Source organism: Aquabacterium sp. NJ1 (genome assembly GCF_000768065.1).
In the GTDB taxonomy this organism is placed as follows: domain Bacteria; phylum Pseudomonadota; class Gammaproteobacteria; order Burkholderiales; family Burkholderiaceae_C; genus Aquabacterium.
This window is the reverse complement of the sequence record NZ_JRKM01000001.1, coordinates 3261398-3279728: the sequence shown is the minus strand read 5'-3', so window position 1 is coordinate 3279728 and position 18331 is coordinate 3261398. Positions and strand designations below refer to the sequence as shown.

Sequence of the window (18331 nt, the reverse complement as noted above, 5' to 3'; positions counted from 1 at the left end):
GAGCTTGGGATGAGCGCCTCGCCGGCGTCAGCCCGATCTGCCGCGACAATAGCGGCCATGATCACGCCCGCCTCTGAAGATTCCGCTGTTCGCCATCGCCCGCTGTGGTGGTCATTCGGCCTGCTGGCCGTGCTGGCCCCGACCCTGCTGGCGGTCCACGAGCCGCCCTCTGTGACGTTCTACAACCAGGCCCTGGCCGTGCTGGGCTGGGGGCTGTTTGTCGCCGTGCTGGCCGGGCTGCCCCGGGCGGGTGCACAGGGCTCTGCCGGCATGGCCCTGCGCTGCCTGAGCGCCGTGCTGCTCATCCTGGCCGCAGAGGCGCTGGGGTCTGCTTTTGTGTGGGGGCAACTGCCCGCCGGGCTGGGCATGATGGGCAGCGGCATGAGCCTGGCGGCCCTGCTGGTGCTCTGGGCAGGCTGGCGCAGCGCCAGCAGCCAGGACCAGGATGCCGTCCTGGAGGCCTTTTTTGGCGCCCTGACGGCAGCCGGTTGCGTCGGCATGGTGCTGGCTCTGGTGCAAGCCTTCCACCCAGCCTGGGCCGATGGCCTGTTGATTGCCGAGCCCACCATGCCGGGCCGCGCGGTGGGCAACCTGCGCCAACCCAATCACTTCAGCACCCTGCTGGTGTTCTCGTGCTGTGGCGCGGCCTGGCTGGGCGCACGCCAGCGGCTGCCGGCCTGGGTGGCCTCCGGCCTGATCACCCTGTTCATCTGGGGCATCGTACTGACGGCCTCGCGCACCGGCATGATCGGCATGGCCTTCCTGACCCTGTGGGGCGTGCTCGACCGGCGCCTGCCCCGCCTGCTGCGCATCACCCTGGTGGGCGCCCCGCTGATCTACCTGCTGTTCTGGGGCGGCATGTGGCTCCTGGCGCACGCAGACAAGAACGTGACGTTCGCCGCCGAGGCGCGCCTGCATGACAAGAGCGACATCTCCAGCTCGCGTTTCAAGATCTGGGCCAATGTGCTGGACATGATCAAGGCCAACCCCTGGCTGGGCGTGGGTTATGGCGAGTTCAATGTGGCCTGGACGCTGACGCCCTTCCCGACCCGTCCGATCGCCTTCTTCGACCACACCCACAACCTGCCCCTGCAATGGGCCGTGGAGTTCGGCATCCCCCTGACGGTGCTGCTGCTGGCCTTGTGCCTGCTGGCCCTCAAGGCCTTGTTCAGCGGCCTGCTGCGTGACGAGTTCGATGCCCAGGGGCAACCCACGCGCTCGACGGTGGGCGCGTGCGCGGTGATCGTCGCCATCGCGGCCCTGCACAGCCTGCTGGAGTACCCACTCTGGTACAGCTACTTCCTGCTGCCCACGGCGTTTGCATGGGGTGCCGGGCTGGCCGCGCAATCGGGTACCCGCAGTGAGCCGGCAGCCGCCGCCTCTGGCCGCACCAGCCCGTCGATGCTGGCGGGCGGCGTGATCATGGCCTTGCTGGCCGTCTGGTGTGCAGCCGACTACCAGGCTGCCGTCAACATCTACGCACCCCGAGCCGGCGCCGGCCCGCTGGACCAGCGCATCGAATTCGGCAAGAAGATGCCCTGGTGGGGCTACCAGGCCGACTACGCGGACGTGACCAGCCTGGAAGACGAAGACCCCAGCAAGCCGCCCGAGGCCTTCAAGCGCACGCTGCACAACCTGCTGGATGCCCGACTGATGACCGCCTATGCCCGCTCACTGGCCGAGCATGGCCAGGTGGACAAGGGGCGCTATGTGGTGCAGCGCCTCAAGGAGTTCCGCAACCCCTTGGGTGACGAGTTCCTGTCCGTGTGCAAGACCCAACCGGAACCGGGTGAAGAGCCCCCCTTCCAGTGCGAACCGCCGCAGCAGAGCTACACCTGGAAGCAACTGTTGCCTTGAGCTCGGACCGGGATCAAGGCTGGCGCACCCAATGCCCGGACTTGCCGCCCACCTTCTCCAGCAAGCCAACATCGGTCATGACCATGCCGCGGTCAGCGGCCTTGCACATGTCGTAGATGGTGAGCAGGCCCACCTGCACGGCGGTCAGGGCCTCCATCTCGACCCCGGTGGGGCCCACGGTCTGCACCGTCACGCGGCAGATCACGGCCGACGCCGCCTCATCCAGCTCGAACTCGACGGCCACCTTGGACAGCGCCAGCGGGTGGCACAGGGGGATCAGGTCCGCCGTGCGCTTGGCGCCCTGGATGGCCGCGATGCGCGCCACACCCAGCACATCGCCCTTGCCCGCACGCCCTTCGGCGATCAAGGCCAAGGTCGCGGGCAACATGACGATGCGCCCTTGAGCCACGGCCACGCGCGTCGTGGCGGCCTTGTCGGACACGTCCACCATGTGGGCCTGGCCCTGTTGATCAAAATGGGTGAGCTCGCTCATGGAAAATCGCCAATGTGCCCCCAGCTAGGGCGGGTAAAGAAATTCAAGTGCCTGAACCTGTGGGTGATTCCGCCGTCCAAGCACGCATGGTTCGCAGCATACTGCGCACTCAGTTCACCCGGTTTGTGTTCATGCCCTTGACCCTTCGACAACCCTCCGGTGCCACGCTGTCGCGCTGGCGCATTGCGGCCTTGATCCTGCTGGGCTGGCCCCTGGGCTTGTCGGTGCATGCGCAGGACGCCCCCGCGCCCAGCAGCTCGTCGCCCTTGCCGGCCCTGGGTGATGCGGCCTCGCAAGAACTGTCGCCGATGGCCGAGCGCCGCCTGGGTGACCGCATCATGCGCTCCATCCTGCGCGACCCGGATGTGGTGGACGACCCGCTGGTGCTGGAGTACATCGGCCAGGTCTGGGCAAGGCTGATCGCCGGCGCCAAGCAGCGCGGCGAGATCGGCCCCGAGCTGGAGGCCTCGCACGCCTGGGAGCCCTTCCTGGTGCGCGACCGCACGGTGAACGCCTTTGCGCTGCCTGGCGGCTACATCGGTGTGCACCTGGGCCTGCTGGCCATGACCAGCACGCCCGATGAGCTGGCCTCGGTGCTGGCGCACGAGTTGTCCCACGTGACGCAGCGGCACATCGCCCGCATGATCGGGCAGCAATCGAAACAGTCGTGGGTGAGCCTGGCCTCGATGGTGCTGGGCATCCTGGCGGCCAGCCGCAACCCGCAAGCCGCCCAGGCCATGATCTATGGTGGCCAGGCCGTGGCGGTGCAAGGCCAGTTGAACTTCTCGCGCGACATGGAACGCGAAGCCGACCGCGTGGGCTTTGGCGTGCTGGGCGAAGCAGGCTTTGATCAGGCCGGCATGGCCGAGATGTTTGAGCACCTGCAGCAGGCCTCGCGCCTGAACGATGACGGCAGCTACCCCTACCTGCGCACCCACCCACTGACCACCGAGCGCATTGGCGAGGCGCATGCCCGCCTGGGCCCGGGCGGCTGGCGCGTGGCCACCGAGCAAAGCCCCGGGCATGACTCGGCCATCTGGGCCCAGCACACGCTGATGGCGGCGCGTGCCAAGGTGCTGATGGACACCCGCAGCGTGTCGCTGCAAAACCTGGCCAACCCCGATATCAAGAAGGGTGCCACGCCGCTGCAGGCCGTGGCCGCCTACTACACCGCCGGCCTGGCCGCCCAGCGCAGTGGTGACGCCACACGAGGCCTGGCCCTGCTCAACCAGGCGCGTCAGTCGGCGCGGGGCTTGCCCACGGGCCAGCAGGCCATGGCGGAACGTGTGCTGTCGCTGGCGGTGGTGGACAACCAGCTCATTGCGCACCAACCTACTGAAGCCGCGGCCACGCTCAACCGCGAACTGGCCGACAACCGCGTCGCGGCGCATGCGGATGCACGTCCCGAGTTGCTGCTGGCCGCGCACATTGCGCTGTCCCTGCCTGAAGGGCGCGCACAGCAATCGGCCTGGGCCGATGCGGCCGCGCGGCTGCAGACCCATGTCAGCGTGCACCCGCACGATGCCGCAGCCTGGGCCGTGCTGGGCGAGTTGTGGCAACGCCTGGGCGAGCCGCTGCGCGCCGTGCGGGCCGAGGCCGAAGCCGCCGCCGCCCTGGGCGACCTGCCCGGTGCCATCGACCGCATCCAGGGCGCACAAAAGCGCTTCCGCCAGCCGAATGCGGCCGATGTGGTCGAGTTGAGCGTGATGGAGTCGCGCCTCAAGACCTGGCAGCGCCAGCAGCGCGAAGACATGCGCGAGGAAAACGGCGGCAGCTGAAGCCGCCCGGCCAGCAGGCTCGCCTCAAATCCTTACACCGCACGGGGGCAAAGCCCACCCCGGCTAGAATCCGTCTGTCCGAAAGAGGAGTAGCGCGCAGCCCGTCAGGGTTGCGGTGTCACCCCGTCAACACGAAGGCCTGTGCAATGCAGGCTCTTCCGGGGTTCACAGCAGACGCCCGTCTGTCCAGCAAGATTTTTCGGCGCTTGAGGTGCGAAGCCATGTCGGCTTCGCCATGAATGTTCCTTTTGGAGAACCACCATGCAAACCCTGGCGCCACTCTGGCTCTGGATCGTTTTCGTCTTGTTCGTACTCGCCGCCTTGTTCGTGGACTTTGTCGTCCTGCGCAAACAAGGCGCCCATGAAGTGAGCGTGCCGGAGGCCATACGCTGGTCGGCCATCTGGGTGGCGCTCAGCCTGGCCTTCAATGGCCTGTTGTGGTGGGCCTTTGCGCAAGAGCAAGGCAACGTCATCGCCCAAACCAAGGCACTTGAGTTCCTCACCGGCTACCTGATCGAAAAGTCCCTGGCGGTCGACAACATCTTTGTCTTCCTGATGATCTTCACCTACTTCTCGGTGCCGCCGGCCTACCAGAAGCGCGTGCTGATGATGGGCATCATCGGGGCCATCGTGCTGCGCACGGCGATGATCCTGGTCGGTGGCTGGCTGATCGCGCAGTTCCACTGGGTGCTGTATGTGTTTGGCGCCTTCCTGCTGCTCACCGGCATCAAGATGTGGTGGGCTGCAGACAAGGAGCCCAACCTGGAAGACAACCCGGCGCTCAAGCTGCTGCGCCGCATCCTGCCCGTGAGCAAGCACTTTGACGGTGAACGCTTGTGGACAAGGCAGAACGGCGTGCGCATTGCTACCCCGCTGCTGCTGGTCGTGGCCCTGGTCGGCTTCACGGACGTGATCTTTGCGGTGGACTCGATCCCCGCGATCTACGCCATCACGGCCGACCCGTTCATCGTGCTGACGTCCAACATCTTTGCCATCCTGGGCCTGCGTGCGATGTACTTCCTGCTGGCGGCGATGGCAGCCAAATTCCACCTGCTGAGTTATGGCCTGGCCGTGATCCTGGTGTTCATCGGCAGCAAGATGATGCTGATCGACATCGTGAAGATCCCCGTGCTGGCCTCGCTGGGTGTGGTGATGGGCATCCTGGCCATCACCATGATCTGGAGCGTGAAGACCGCACCGGCCATCGGCCCCAGCAAGACAGCGGGTTGATCAACGGCCCGGCGGGCGGCGGCGGTGCCACAGCAGCGTCGCCGCCCACAGGGTGCCGATGGCGGCGTGCACCCAGCCATTCGCATCACGCCAGTCATCGGGGATCAGGTAGTAGAGGCTGTAGCCGGTCAAGGCCAGCAAGGCGCCCCCCACCAGCAGGCCGATGCCATCACGCACGCGCCAGTGCAGGCGCAGGCCCCGCATCACATGGGTGGACGAGATGCGCCCGACCATGAACAGCATCACCATCATGGCCGCACCATGCAGCTTCATCAGCCAGGGCTCCCAAGGGCTGGGCAGGCCTTCCATGCTGGCACGCGACATCACGGGCCAGGCCAGCTGGTGCACGCTCAGCCACATCAAGCCGGTCAACACCAGGGCCGCCGTGCTGGCATACAGCATGCGGCGTTGTGCGCGGGAGAGACGGTTGCGTTGCTTCATGGCGAGCTTGTGGACGTGTCGTGAACCCAGACTTGAGCCTGATAGTGTTGCAGCAAATCGTGCGCCAGGCCTTGTGCCCCATGCAGTTGTGGCGCCTGTTGCGCCAGCACCTTGGTCAGCGCATCGGCCCAGGCGCATTGGGGCGCCACCACGCTGAGGTGGCCAGCCTGCACCGTGCCGCTCAATGCCGAACGCGCCCCGGCCCTGAAATCGCTGGTGGCCATGGCGCCGTCTGCCAGCTCGGCCCAGGGGCGCACGCCGCCCGTCAACTCGTCACGCAAGACGACGGGCAACGTCAGGCCTTGCACGCGCAGGTCGCCACCGGCATTGACCCACACGGCCTCGGCGCCCTGATCAAGCGCAGCCTCCACCGCGCGGTCCACGGCCCAGCCTTTGGCCAGGCCGCCCAAGTCAAGGCGGGTGGCCGGGCTCAGGCGCAGCAGGTCGGTGTGTTCGCCATCTTCCTGCAACTGCCAGGCGCCAGAGCCCAGGGCCACATCGAACAGGCCGTCGGTCTGAGCAGACAAGGTCTGGGCCAGTTGCAGCACCTGGGCCGTCCAGGGGTGCAGGCGCACCGGCTCGCCCACGCCAGCCGCATGGCTGCGTGACAGGTCACTGCCCGGCTCGAACACCGACATGGTTTGCTGCACCTGCCAGATGGCGCTGAAGGCCTCGTGCAGGGCTTGCTCCGCGCCCGCCGGCACGCCGATGTCCACCAAGGTGCCCAGCATGGGCCGGGCGCGCCTCAACCAGCCGTGCCCGTCAAGCGGGGGCACGGCAAACATGCTCACGCACCGGCTCCAAGCTGGCCACTGCTTCGGGCCAGGTCGATCACCGCGGCGATGCGCTTGATGCCTTCGGTCAGGTGCGTACACGACAAGGTGGCCCCGCTGATGTTGGCGATGTCGTTGCCCACCTTGATGGGCGACTGCACGGTCTTGCCCACAAACTGCTGGCGCCAGGCCGGCAGGCGCACTTCACCACCATGGCTTTCACGGTAGGACAGGATCTCCACCTGCTTGATGCCGCCGTCAGCCGAGATGCCCACCGCATACGTGATCAGTTCGAACTTGCCCACCACGTTGTCGACCACCGCCCAGCCCAGGCGCTTGCCGGCCTGCGTGGCCTCCAGCAGCTTCCATTGGGCCGAGCGTGCGGGCACCCCCAGGCGTGTGGCCATGTCCTGCATCTGCGTGGCAGACAACTTGACCTCGCGCAGCTCGAACCGATCAGCTTGCGGGAACAAGGCCTGCTGCGCCTGCTGGGGCGTCATGTAGTCCACGGCGTAGGCCGTCACCGGCAAGGCAGCCGCCGCCAAAGCCACACCAGGCAAGGCACTTGCCCCATCGATCAGTTTGAAGCGCATGTTCAGAAGCTCCAGCCCAGGCCCAGGTCGAAACGGTTATTGTCCTTGTTCTGCTGGAAGCGCTGGATGTCGGCCTTGAAGACCAGGCCCTGGCCCACGTTCAGGTTGGCACCCAGGGTGTAGACGCGCTCGGTGGGTGCGGCATCTGCCGTCAGGCCCTGGCCGATGTCAGCATAGGACTTGCGTGTGTTGAAGCGCTCGGCACGCACGAAGGGTGACAGGATCAGGTCATCCCATGACCAGAGCTTGTAGGCCGCCTGCACATAGGCGCCATCGAAGCTCTTGGGGATGGGGAACCAGTCCGGGCCGCTGCCGATGTTGATCGTGTTGAAAGCCGCCGTGCCCGAGATCGTGCCGCGTGCATACACGGACGACAGATCCAGTGCGCCCAGGGTGTAGCGGGCATGCAGATCCCAAAGCGTCACGCGCAGGCTGTTGCCCACGGCCGCGGCCTGGCCCTGGCCACCGTTGCCCGAGAACCAGGAACCGCCCAGCTGCAGGCCAGGCACACCGCGCCAGTTCAGGGCCACGAACACGGCCGGATCCTTGGCATGGGCTTGCGACAGTTCCTGGTGCACCGAACCCAGGGGGGACTCGGCGGTTTCAGGCGCCTCGTCACCGGTTGTTTGCCACTTGGACACATCAAAGCTCGTGCTCAAGCCGGCTTGCAGCGTCAGGCCGTTGTCGAAGTTGCCCACCAGTTGCAGGCCGCCTTCACGCCAGGTGCTGGGGATGATGGCGGTTTCCACAAAGTTGCGCTCGACACCGTAATACGCCGTGGGCTCGTGGTTCTCGTTGAGCAAGCCCGAGGGCATCAGGAACAGGCCTGCACGCAAGGCCCAACGGTCATTGAGCTGGCGCTCGGCATAAGCCTGTTCGATCTCCACCTCACCCTTGTCGTCGGCCGAACTCACCGCGTGCTCGACTTCCAGTTCGGTCACGATTTTGGTCTTGGCATCCAGTCGATGCTGCACGCCCAGCACCGCACGGCGCACATCGGCCTGGTTGCGCGAGGCGTCCTTGTAGCGGTTGTAGTTGATCTCGCCATAACCGGTCAGCACGGTGGCAGGCTCGGCGGTGGGCGCACCCGCCACGCTGTCCACACCATTGATCGCGCCATTGATCGCGCCATTGACCGCACCGTTGGTCGCGGCAGCAGGTGCTGCAGGTGTGGCGGCAAGCGGCGCCGCTGCAAGCGCTGCGGGCTGCGGTGCAGCCGCTTGCTGAACCTGCTGTTGCTTGACCTCGGCCAGTTGCGACTTCAGCTGCTCGACTTCAGCAGCGAGCTTGTCCAGGCGCTGCATCAACTCGGCTTCGCGCGCAGAGGGCTGCGCCACGGCCACGGCTGCCGCCGTCTTGATAGCGGCCTTGTGGGATGGCCTGGCGGCGGTCTCAGCGCCTGCAGCCGAACACAGGCTCAGGCAGGCGCCGGCCAGCAAGGTAAGACGATGCACTTGGTTCATGACAAAAGTTCCGTTTAGCTCGATGGGTTTGAATGGAAGCGCAAGTCGTGGCGCGGTGAGCGCCATCAACGCTGGCAGGCCAGGTCCGAGCCGGCCCAGCCGTCTGTCAGCGTGCACAGGAAACTGACCACGTCGGCGATCTCTGCAGGGCTGAGTGCCGGGTTGTCACCAGGGCCGCGGTTATAGGGCCCCTCCGTGGTATTGACGTTGCCGCGGTAGGCCGGGGGCAAGTCATTGAACTTGACGTCAGGCTGGTTGTGGGCATCCAGGTAGAACTGATCCGGGTTGATATCGCGCTGCACGTAGAAGGTCACCACATCGGTCAAGGATGTGAAGCGCCCGTTGTGAAAGAAGGCCTTGCGCAAGCCGACATTGCGCAGCGAAGGCACCTTGAACTTGCCGCACAACGCGGCTTTGGTTGATGCGTTCAAGGCATTGATGGTGTCCGTGCCGTTGTCGCACAACCCCAGATCGAACTGAGCAGGGTTGGTGGCCACCTTCCAGTTCCGGGGCACGCCCAGCGCGTCGTAGGAGAAATCGGTGAACAAGGGGAAGCTGCCGTCCTTGCCAATGGCACTGGGGTGGCAGGCTACGCAATTGCCCTTGTTCTTGCTCGGGTCCGTTTCGCTGTCTCTTGTGTTGAATAGGGCCAGCCCCCGCAATTCGCTGGCGCTCAGGCTGGCCTGTCCACGCAGGAAAGCGTCGTACTTGCTGCTGAACGGCGTGAACTCGGGTGACTCTTTTTGATAGGCCTGCAAGGCCAGTGCGACCTTTTCGAAAGCGGCTTGAGGATCATTGAAGACAGCCTGCCCGTACAAAGCCTTGAACTCGTTGGCGTACGTCGCGGCAGCCAGCTTGGCAATGACCGTGGCCACATCGGCATTGGCCATTTCCTTGGGGTTCAGGAAGGGGCCTTTGCCCTGCTCGGCCAGCGTCGCCGCACGCCCATCCCAGAAGAAGCCACCCGCGGCCGTGCCCTCCGAGTCAATACCGAAAGGCACGTTGTTGAAAACAAGATAGCGGATGGACGGCGCCACACGCCCGCCCAGCGAAACCCCGTCAGACCCGGTTTCAGTGGCATGGGCAGGGTCGGCCGAAAACGGCCCGGCGTGCCCGCGATCGGCCACATGACAACTGGCGCAGGACTGGTTGCCGTTGAGCGACAGGCTGGGATCCTTGAAGATTTTCTCGCCCAGCGCCGCCGTGGCCGTCAAACCCACCGACTGCGATGTCGACGACGAACTGCCCGAGGGCGCACCACCGCCGCCACCACCACAGGCACTCAGGATCAGGCTGGCGCCGGCCGCCAGGATCAGGCGCCAGCTTGCCCTCAGCGAGGGCGGGTACAAGGCGGGGGTCATGCTCAAGCGAATCTAAATGACAATGGTTCGCATTATCATGTTTATTGATTCGCCTGCCTTGATCTGGCGCAGCAAGCCAGTCAACTACCCCCGCGAACAGGGGCGGTTGACGCTCAAATCAAACGGGGTACCGCGAGCTCGATCGCGGCCAAGGCTCAGGTCGCGCGCAACCGCTTGGGCGCCTTCTTGCGCCCCAGGCCCGCCTGCTGGGCCATGATCTTGACGAAGACCCACAGGGCCGATTCACGCGGCTTGGGCGCCTGACCCCGGCCGATGCGCTTGAGCTGGCCGGTGTACCAGGACACCTCCATCAAGCCGGTCTTGTCGACGAAGGAGATGCCGGTCTTGAGCGGGCGCACCTGCTCGCGCGGCTCCTGCCCGGCCAACAGGCGCTTGGGCACATCGGGCTCGATGGCCAGCGCACGCGCCAGGCCCACAAAATCCACCGCGCCCGAGGAGATGGCGTCCGCCATGCCGCGCACCGAACGGAAGCCGCCCGTGACCACCAGCGGCGTCTTCACGGCCTTGCGGGCCTTTTCAGCGAAGGCCAGGAAATAGGCTTCACGCTGACGCGTGCTTTCCTTGACGGGCTCCTTGCTGGCCTTCACACCGGTCATGGCGGGTGCTTCATACGTGCCACCCGAGATCTCGACCAGGTCGATGCCGGCATCGGCCAGGGCGCGGATGGTGTCCAGCGACTCTTCTTCAGTGAAGCCACCACGCTGGAAATCCGCCGAGTTCAGCTTGATGCCGATGGCGAAGTCCGGCCCCACCTGTTCACGCATGGCGCGGTAGACCTCCAGCACAAAGCGGCGGCGCTTCTCGGGTGTGCCACCCCATGCATCGTTGCGGCGGTTGTGGTGTGGTGACAGGAACTGGCTGACCAGGTAGCCGTGCGCACCGTGGATCTGCACACCCGTGAAGCCCGCCTTCTTGACGATGGCGGCGGCATTGGCAAAACGCTGGATCAGGCCGTGGATCTCGGCTTCCGTGAGTTCACGTGGCGTGGCGAACATCATCTTCATCTCGGGCCTGAAGGGCACGGCCGAGGGCGACACGGTTTCCTTGTTCAGGCCTTTGGGCGATTGCTTGCCCGGGTGATTGAGTTGCACCCAGCATTGCGTGCCGTTGCGTGTGGCTGCTTGTGCCCAGGCCTTGAGTGCCGGCAGATGCGAGTCGTCTTCGATGACCACATTGCCGGGCTCACCCAGGGCGCGCTTGTCGATCATCACGTTGCCGGTGACGCACAAGCCGATGCCGCCGTCCGCCCAGGCGCCATACAAGCGGGCCAGTTCCGGCGTGGCCACACAAGTGCGGTCGCTCAAGGCCTCGCTCATCGCAGACTTGAACAAACGGTTCTTGATCACTTGCCCATTGGGCAGGGTGAACGGTTGAGCCAGCACAGCCTGAGGCGTCATCAATTACTCCGGAGAATCAGCGAAAGCCCAGATTGAACACCAATTGGGCCAAGCCTGCAGAGAACATTCACGACAGGTTTCGGAAGAACGGCGACACCGCCCAATCAGGCCCTGGCGGTGTGCACCAACAGGCCCAAACATGCCCCAAGACGGTACAAGCCCTGTTTCAACGCAAAAAATCTTGATGTTCGAGGGCCACAAAGGTGGGGGCGGGCTGTTTTTCCCTGGTAAAGGGCATTACCATCGCAACGCACAGCTTTTGAGGAACGCCTGCGTAATGAGCAAGCGCCCAAAGCCGCATCAGATCTGACCTTCGATGGAGTGAATTCACATGGCAACTGCGAAGAAAGCCCCGGCCAAAAAGGCCGCTCCCGCCAAGAAAGCTGCAGCACCTGCTGCCAAGAAGGCCGCCGTCAAGCGCGCGCCCAATGCTGCTTTCCTGAAACCTCTGACCCCGAGCGCTGCACTGGCCGCCGTCATCGGCGCCGCGCCGCTGCCACGCACGGAAGTCACCAAGAAGGTGTGGGAGTACATCAAGAAGCACAATCTGCAAGATGCCGCCAACAAGCGCAACATCAATGCAGATGACAAGCTGAAGGTCATCTTCAAGAAGCCCCAGGTCACGATGTTCGAACTGACCAAGCTGATCAGCGACCAACTGTCCTGATTCAGTGGGGATGCACCATCGAGCCTGACGAGGCAGATGGTGCTGACCAGAAGCAAAGCCCGGTCTGACCGGGCTTTTTTGCGCCTGCTTGCTCGTGCTTGCGTTTACTTGGGCCTTTTACGTTTGTGCGCAAAAGGCCCGCATTCACTCAGTCACTCATTCCCACCAAGGGTAGAACGGCGGCATCTCGGACGTCTTGCTGGTGAACTGCGCCGGACGCTTGTCCAGGAAGGCCTGCACGCCCTCCTTGCCATCACCGATGCTGGTGTAGAACATGGCCAGCGAGTCCACCTGGTGCGCGGCCAGCGGGTGCGGCTGGGCCGAGTTGCGGTACATCATCTGGCGCGTCAAGGCGATGCCCACGGCCGAGCGCTCGGTGGCAATGCGGCGTGCGATCTTCATGGCCTCGTCCAGCAGCTGCTCAGGCGGCACCACGGCCTTGACCAGGCCACCACGTTGCGCTTCGTGGCCATCGAAGATGTCGGCCATGTAGGTCCACTCCAGGGCCTGCGAGATGCCCACGATGCGCGGCAGGAACCAGCTGGAGCAGGCCTCGGGCACGATGCCGATGCGACCGAACACAAAGCCGATGCGCGCTTTCTCGGATGCGATGCGGATGTCCATGGGCAGGGTCATGGTGGCGCCGATGCCCACCGCTGCGCCGTTGATCGCGCCGATGACCGGCTTCTTGCAATTGAAGATGGACAGCACCACGCGACCACCGGTGTCGCGCACACCGTTGAAGATGGCGGGGTCGTCCAGGCGCTCGCGCATGTCCTGCATGCTGGGTTGCTGGGTCTCGTCCAGGCCAAACACATTGCCCGGCACGCTCAGGTCCATGCCGGCGCAGAAGGCCTTGCCGGCACCGGTCACCACAATGGCACGCACACGGTCGTCATCGCTGGCCTTGGTGAACGCGTCCACCAGTTCATTGGCCATCTCGACCGTGAACGAGTTGAGTTGCTCGGGGCGGTTGAGGGTCAGCAGCAGCACGCCATCGTCACCGACGGCGTAGTTCAAGGTGTTGTAGTCACTCATGCTTGTCTCTTCTCGGTCTGAATGGGGTCTGTGTGAGGACGGTCAATACACGCAACCGGCCTGCGCCGCAGGATAACGCATGCGATCTGTTATAGATTCACGCATGCGGCAGGCAGGGTCATCCCCCTGGTCCTGAGACCGCGGGAAGGCGCACACAATGCGCCCGCTCAACCATTGAACTGGAGATCAAGCATGTGGAAATTGCTCGTGGGTTTCATCATCTTCGCCGCACTCGCGGTGTTCCTGCTGATGAAGGGAGGCGCCAATGTGGACATGGGCGGCGAGAAGCATGGCATCGAGACCACCGAGCCTGCACATGAAACCCCGCACGATGCGGCACCCGCCTCCGCACCTGCCAGCGCGGCCTCGCAATAAGCGCGAGACAGCGCCCCGGGCTGCACTCAGTCGGCCTGGGCCTCTTGATGGGTCAGGCCTTGATGGCCTCGCTCCGCAGCCAGCCACTGCAACACGGGGATGGTGCCCGGTAACACCGGCACCGCCTCGACAGGCAGGCTCTGCCAGGCCATGTGCTGGCCTTCACGCATCTCGAACTCACCCTGCCATTGGTAGACCTTGCAGAAGTGCAGGCGCACCCGTGCGTGGGGGTAGTCCATCACCTCGACCTGCCAGGGGTGGGCTTCACCAATGGTGATGCCGATCTCTTCATGCAACTCGCGGCGCAAGGCCTGCTCGACCGTTTCACCGGCTTCGAGCTTGCCACCCGGGAACTCCCAGTAGCCTGCGTACACCTTGCCCTCGGGGCGCGAGGTGAGCAGGAAGCGCCCTTCCCGGCCCTGCGCATCACGCTCGATCAACACACCCACAGCCACTTCCACCGGCGTGCGATCGGTGGCGTCCATCACGTGGTAGCTCTTGCGCTCAGACATGGTCACGGCCCGCAAAGTCACGCGCGAATTGATAGGCCACACGTCCCGAACGTGAGCCCCGCTCGATGGCCCAGACCAGGGCCTCGGGGCGTGCGGTTTCCATGGCCGTGTCAGGCAAGCCAAAGTGCGCCAGCCACTGCGCCACGATGGCCAGATACTCCTCCTGCGTGAAGGGGTAGAAGCTGATCCACAAGCCGAAGCGCTCGGACAAGGAGATCTTTTCTTCCACCACTTCACCCGGGTGCAGCTCGCCATCGGCGGTGTGCTTGTAGGTCTTGTTGTCCGAATGGTATTCGGGCAGCAGGTGGCGACGGTTGGAGGTGGCGATGACCATCACGTTGTCACCACTGGCCGACACGGTGCCGTCCAGGATGGACTTGAGCGCCTTGTAGCCGGGTTCGCCCTCATCGAAGCTGAGGTCATCACAGAAGATCACGAAGCGCTCGGGCCGGCCGCTGACCAGGTCGATGAGGTCAGGCAGGTCGATCATGTCGGCCTTGTCGACCTCGATCAGGCGCAGGCCTTGCGCCGCGTGGGCCTGCAAGCCCGCTTTGACCAGCGAGGACTTGCCTGTGCCGCGCGCACCGGACAGCAGCACGTTGTTGGCTGGCTTGCCCGCCACGAACTGCGCCAGGTTGCGGGCAAAGCGGCCCTTTTGCGTGTCGACCTCCTGCAGGTCTTCATAGCGGATGACGGCCACATGGCGCACGGGCTCCAGCGCGGCGCCGCCCCAGGCCGAAGCACCACCGCGCCGGCGATAACGCCAGGCCACCGATGCGCCCCAATCGGGTTCGCTCAGATGATGCGGCAGCAAAGATTCCAGTTGCGCGACGAGCCGTTCGGCGCGGATCAGCAAAGAGTCGAGAGCAGGTTGAGCCATGTGCCCTAGTTTAGCCTTCGTGCTCGATGCACGCTGACCACTTGCGCGCGGCCCACTTCCGAGCTTGGCCCGTCCATCTGGTGCGCGCTCAAGGTGCACCCACCAGCACCTGCAGGCTGGTTTTCATGGCTTGCTCGTACAACTCATCCGGCGCCAGCGGCACGGGGCGCGGCGTGCTGTCCTGCTGGCCAAAGCGTTCGCCAAAACGGCCACGCAAGGCACCGGCCGGGATCAGGCTGTCCGCAGCCTCGCCGCCCAGCGCCAAGCCAACCAAGCGGCCACCCTGGTCATACACCGGGCCACCACGCGGCCCATGCCCTGGCAAGGCCACGCCCAGGCGGCGCAGGCTCATCACCGAGCCCACCAAACCCGCTGAGCCCGCAGGCCCAGCTGAAGCAACAGCGATAGGCGCCCCCAGAAAACCCAGGCGCATCACGGGCCAGGCGGCCTCACCAGCTGCATCGGGCGTGTAGTCAAGCGCGTAGGCCGGCGAGCCGGCAAAGGCATCACGCAGCGGCACCACCATCGCACCTGGCGTGGGCAACGGCTCGGCCAGCTTCAACAACACCAGGCCCAGGCCTGGCGTCGCATCTTGTGGATCAGGCTCGGCGGCCACGGTCTGGCCCAGGCCATTACGCAGCCAGATCGAGCCGGAAGCCGGCAACACGGACTGCGGCGCCAGCGCATGGCGCCCGTCGGCCAGCAAGAGCGCCGACGACACCACACGCGCGCCCCGTGCCACCACCGCCCCGCTGGCAAACGGTGCCAGCCTGGCAGGCGTGGACAGCAGCACACCCTCAGCCGCATACCTGCCGGACTGGACACCACGGCGCACCGCCTGGACCATGGGGTGCCCGGGCGCCGTGGCCTCGGCCTGTGCCAGCGTTTGCGCGGCAATGGCCTCCTGCCCGCCCAGGTTCAGCAGCCAGGCGTAGAACACCCGGCCCTGCACTTCATCGAGGTGGACCCCGGCGGTGTGCGCGGCAAACGCCAGGGCCTGGCGGTAGTTGCCTGCCTGCATCTGCGCACGCAAGATGCCCAGCTCGATGTGGGCCTCATGGGCTTGCAAGGCCGCCTGCTCGAAGGCCTGACGCGCCCCTTCGGCATCACCGGCACGCAAGCGGCTTTCGCCCTCTTCCAGCAGGCGCTGACGCTCGGCCAGGGCCTGCGGCGTGCTGCCGGCATCGTGATCGTGCCCAGGTTCGTGGCGGTGGTCAGGCCCGTGGCCGCGCGCATGTTCGTGCTCGTGTTCATGCCGAGACTCGGTGGGCACGAGCGCCTGATTCACCGTCGGCCCCGTCACCTGGCTTGCTGCCTGGCTCACTGCCTGACTCATCGCCGGCGCGCACCAGGCGCCTGCGGCTGCCAGCAGGCCCGGCGCCAAGGCCTGCCGCGCAGCCCAGGCACATCCACGAACCCACCAGCGAAGGCACCCACGCACACGCATCACTGGCGCGTGATCCGGGGCTTGCCCAGCACCGCGCTGGCCGGGTTGTAGGCCGCACTCGGGGCCTTGTAATTGGCCAGATAAGCAGTCAGGGCATCGATGTCCTGCGCGCCGCCCAACTGGTTCGTGCCGCCCACCAGCACGCCAAAGCCGTCACCGCCCGTGGCCATGAAGTTGTTGACCGTCACGCGGTAGGTCTTGGCCGGGTTCTGCACCACGCCGCCCTGCACGATGAACTCGGTCGGGCCGGTGACCACCGGCGGGGCCACCGTCACGTCGGTGGGCGTGTAGGTCACGTCCACGATGCGGGTGCCACAGGTGCCAGCCGAGTCCCAGGTGTACTTCAGGCCGTTGGAGATCTGCATGATGCGGTTGGCCGAGCCCTGGCCATTGCAGTTGGCGAACTGCTGCTCCAGCACATCCTTGAGTTGTTGTGCCGTCAGCGTCATCGTCACCAGGCTGTTGCCGAAAGGCTGGGTGGTGAACGCATCGCCATAGGTCAGGTCATAGGGATACACACCCGCTGTGTTGACAAAGCCCGGGTTGCGCACGCCGCCCGCGTTCATGAAGGCCATCACGGCCCCGCCCAGCGAGGCGGGCTGTGTGGCCGCCAGTTGGGCATCGGCGATCAGGTCGCCCGCTTCCATTTCACCGGCGGTGTTGGCCGCGTTGGTCATCGGCGCCGTGATGCTGGCGATGACGGAGTTGGCCAACGGGGACACGGCCGCCTTGTAGGCCGCGACCACGTTCTTGACCTCGGGGTTGGCGATGATGGCCGCGTTGATGGCCGCATCGGTGCGGTCCACCAGCACGTTGTGCGGGCTCACGGCCACGATGTCGCGCGTGCCGGGGTCAATGCTCACGTCCACCTCGGTCAGCACACGGCCAAAGGCACTGGAGCTGGTCACCGGGATCAGGCGACCAATCTTGTTGGGCATGCCTGTGGGGCGCGGCGTGGTCACGGCGTTGGCCAGCGTGGTGCCACGCACGTCGATGGTGTTGGCCGAGCAGTTGTAGGCCGCATGCGTGTGGCCGCTGATGACCAGGTCCACGGCGTTGTCCAGGCGCTTGACGATGGCGCGGATGTCGGAGTCGGTACCGTTGGTGTTGAGCAGGTCACCCGTGCAACCGTTGATGTCGCTGGTGGTGGGCTGGTTGGTCGTGCCGGTCACCACGTTCTGGAAGCCGCCCTGGTGCACCAGCACCACGATGGATTCGATGCCTTGGGCACGCAGGCGAGGCACCAGGGCATTGACCGTGTCGGCCTCGTCCTGGAAGCTCAGGCCGGCCACGCCGGTGGGCGTCACGATGCCGGGCGTGCCCTTGAGCGTCATGCCGATGAAGGCCACCTTCACGCCATTGAAGGTCTTGATGCCGTAGGCGGGCAACAAGGTCTTGCCGGTGGCGGTGTCGATCACATTGGCAGACAGCCACTTGTACCTGGCGCCATCAAAGCTGCCCGGCGCAGCCGAGCCAAAGCCCTTGCAGCTATTGGGATCCTGCACGCCCGCGGTGAACTTGCAACCACCGTTCTGCAGGCGCTTGAGCTCGTCCTTGCCCTTGTCGAACTCGTGGTTGCCCACGGCGTTGAACTCCACGCCGATCTTGTTGAGCGTTTCGACGGCGGGCTCATCGAAGAACAGCGCAGAGATCAAGGGCGAGGCGCCAATGTAGTCACCTGCACCCACCACCACGTTCAGCGGGTTGGCTGCCTTCATGCGGGCCACGTAGGCGGCCATGTACTCGGCGCCACCCACTGCAGGGCGGCTGGCCGCGGGCACCAGGGTGTTGACACCAAAAGTGCCAGGTGACTCCAGGTTGCCGTGGTAATCATTGAAGCCAATGATCTTGACGGTGAAGGCCGACTTGGGCGAGGCGGTCTGGGCAAAGGCGCCACCAGAAAAAGCCAGCGCCAGGCTGAGGCACAGGGTGCGAATGATCATGTGGGGTCTCCTCGATGGGGGGTGGGCAGCGCAAGATGGGCCGCTCAATGAGCTTGCGCAAA

17 protein-coding genes are annotated in these 18331 nt (G+C 65.2%); 5 read left to right on the top strand and 12 right to left on the bottom strand.

Annotated features, from left to right (window positions below; translation table 11 throughout):
* Positions 1 to 57 precede the first annotated feature (57 nt).
* Positions 58 to 1857, top strand: coding sequence for an O-antigen ligase family protein (locus tag JY96_RS14090; RefSeq protein WP_052162526.1), 1800 nt, complete (start codon positions 58 to 60; stop codon positions 1855 to 1857).
* Positions 1858 to 1870: 13 nt separating this feature from the next.
* Here the strand turns inward: JY96_RS14090 and moaC are convergent, their stop codons facing one another.
* Positions 1871 to 2350 carry a cyclic pyranopterin monophosphate synthase MoaC gene (moaC, locus tag JY96_RS14085; protein ID WP_035038354.1) on the bottom strand — a complete coding sequence of 160 codons (480 nt, stop codon included), beginning with the start codon at positions 2348 to 2350 and terminating at the stop codon, positions 1871 to 1873.
* A 131-nt stretch (positions 2351 to 2481) separates the two neighbouring features.
* Between moaC and JY96_RS14080 the strand changes: the two genes are divergently transcribed.
* Together JY96_RS14080 and JY96_RS14075 are read left to right on the top strand one after the other, a co-directional pair.
* Positions 2482 to 4128 (top strand): M48 family metalloprotease, encoded by a 1647-nt coding sequence (locus tag JY96_RS14080; protein ID WP_081961645.1) that lies wholly within the window; start codon positions 2482 to 2484, stop codon positions 4126 to 4128.
* 261 nt (positions 4129 to 4389) lie between these two features.
* Complete coding sequence (locus JY96_RS14075; RefSeq protein WP_035038353.1) at positions 4390 to 5358, top strand: TerC family protein; 969 nt, start codon at positions 4390 to 4392, stop codon at positions 5356 to 5358.
* Here JY96_RS14075 and JY96_RS14070 read toward each other — a convergent pair whose 3' ends face one another.
* The 6 genes from JY96_RS14070 to JY96_RS14045 form a co-directional block, all read right to left on the bottom strand.
* Positions 5359 to 5799 carry a hypothetical protein gene (locus tag JY96_RS14070; RefSeq protein WP_035038351.1) on the bottom strand — a complete coding sequence of 147 codons (441 nt, stop codon included), beginning with the start codon at positions 5797 to 5799 and terminating at the stop codon, positions 5359 to 5361.
* Positions 5796 to 6584 carry an FAD:protein FMN transferase gene (locus tag JY96_RS22365; protein ID WP_081961262.1) on the bottom strand — a complete coding sequence of 263 codons (789 nt, stop codon included), beginning with the start codon at positions 6582 to 6584 and terminating at the stop codon, positions 5796 to 5798. The genes JY96_RS14070 and JY96_RS22365 overlap by 4 nt, the downstream gene beginning before the upstream one ends.
* A gap of 2 nt (positions 6585 to 6586) precedes the next feature.
* Entirely contained in the window at positions 6587 to 7165 is a 579-nt protein-coding gene (locus JY96_RS14060; RefSeq protein ID WP_035038349.1) for an FMN-binding protein, read from the bottom strand.
* 2 nt (positions 7166 to 7167) lie between these two features.
* Positions 7168 to 8628 carry a porin gene (locus JY96_RS14055; RefSeq protein WP_152606510.1) on the bottom strand — a complete coding sequence of 487 codons (1461 nt, stop codon included), beginning with the start codon at positions 8626 to 8628 and terminating at the stop codon, positions 7168 to 7170.
* Positions 8629 to 8693: 65 nt separating this feature from the next.
* Entirely contained in the window at positions 8694 to 9989 is a 1296-nt protein-coding gene (locus JY96_RS14050) for a cytochrome-c peroxidase (protein WP_052162524.1), read from the bottom strand.
* Between the two features lie 155 nt (positions 9990 to 10144).
* On the bottom strand, positions 10145 to 11407 hold the full coding sequence (locus tag JY96_RS14045; protein ID WP_035038346.1) for an NADH:flavin oxidoreductase/NADH oxidase family protein: 1263 nt from the start codon (positions 11405 to 11407) through the stop codon (positions 10145 to 10147).
* Positions 11408 to 11738: 331 nt separating this feature from the next.
* On the opposite strand from JY96_RS14045, the gene JY96_RS14040 reads away from it, so the two are divergent.
* Complete coding sequence (locus tag JY96_RS14040; protein WP_035038343.1) at positions 11739 to 12074, top strand: SWIB/MDM2 domain-containing protein; 336 nt, start codon at positions 11739 to 11741, stop codon at positions 12072 to 12074.
* Between the two features lie 156 nt (positions 12075 to 12230).
* On the opposite strand, the gene JY96_RS14035 is transcribed toward JY96_RS14040, so the two are convergent.
* Positions 12231 to 13112, bottom strand: coding sequence for a crotonase/enoyl-CoA hydratase family protein (locus tag JY96_RS14035; RefSeq protein WP_035038341.1), 882 nt, complete (start codon positions 13110 to 13112; stop codon positions 12231 to 12233).
* A 192-nt stretch (positions 13113 to 13304) separates the two neighbouring features.
* On the opposite strand from JY96_RS14035, the gene JY96_RS14030 reads away from it, so the two are divergent.
* Positions 13305 to 13487, top strand: a complete 183-nt coding sequence (locus tag JY96_RS14030; RefSeq protein WP_035038338.1) for a hypothetical protein — start codon at positions 13305 to 13307, stop codon at positions 13485 to 13487.
* A gap of 26 nt (positions 13488 to 13513) precedes the next feature.
* Here the strand turns inward: JY96_RS14030 and JY96_RS14025 are convergent, their stop codons facing one another.
* The 4 genes from JY96_RS14025 to JY96_RS14010 all read right to left on the bottom strand — a co-directional run bounded on the left by JY96_RS14025 (position 13514) and on the right by JY96_RS14010 (position 18269).
* Positions 13514 to 13999: an NUDIX domain-containing protein gene (locus tag JY96_RS14025; RefSeq protein ID WP_035038336.1), complete on the bottom strand. Its 486-nt coding sequence runs from the start codon at positions 13997 to 13999 to the stop codon at positions 13514 to 13516.
* Entirely contained in the window at positions 13992 to 14879 is an 888-nt protein-coding gene (locus tag JY96_RS14020; RefSeq protein ID WP_035038333.1) for an ATP-binding protein, read from the bottom strand. The genes JY96_RS14025 and JY96_RS14020 overlap by 8 nt, the downstream gene beginning before the upstream one ends.
* Positions 14880 to 14967: 88 nt before the next feature.
* Positions 14968 to 16152 carry a hypothetical protein gene (locus JY96_RS14015; RefSeq protein WP_161784332.1) on the bottom strand — a complete coding sequence of 395 codons (1185 nt, stop codon included), beginning with the start codon at positions 16150 to 16152 and terminating at the stop codon, positions 14968 to 14970.
* A gap of 173 nt (positions 16153 to 16325) precedes the next feature.
* Entirely contained in the window at positions 16326 to 18269 is a 1944-nt protein-coding gene (locus tag JY96_RS14010; protein WP_035038328.1) for a bifunctional UDP-sugar hydrolase/5'-nucleotidase, read from the bottom strand.
* Positions 18270 to 18331 lie beyond the last annotated feature (62 nt).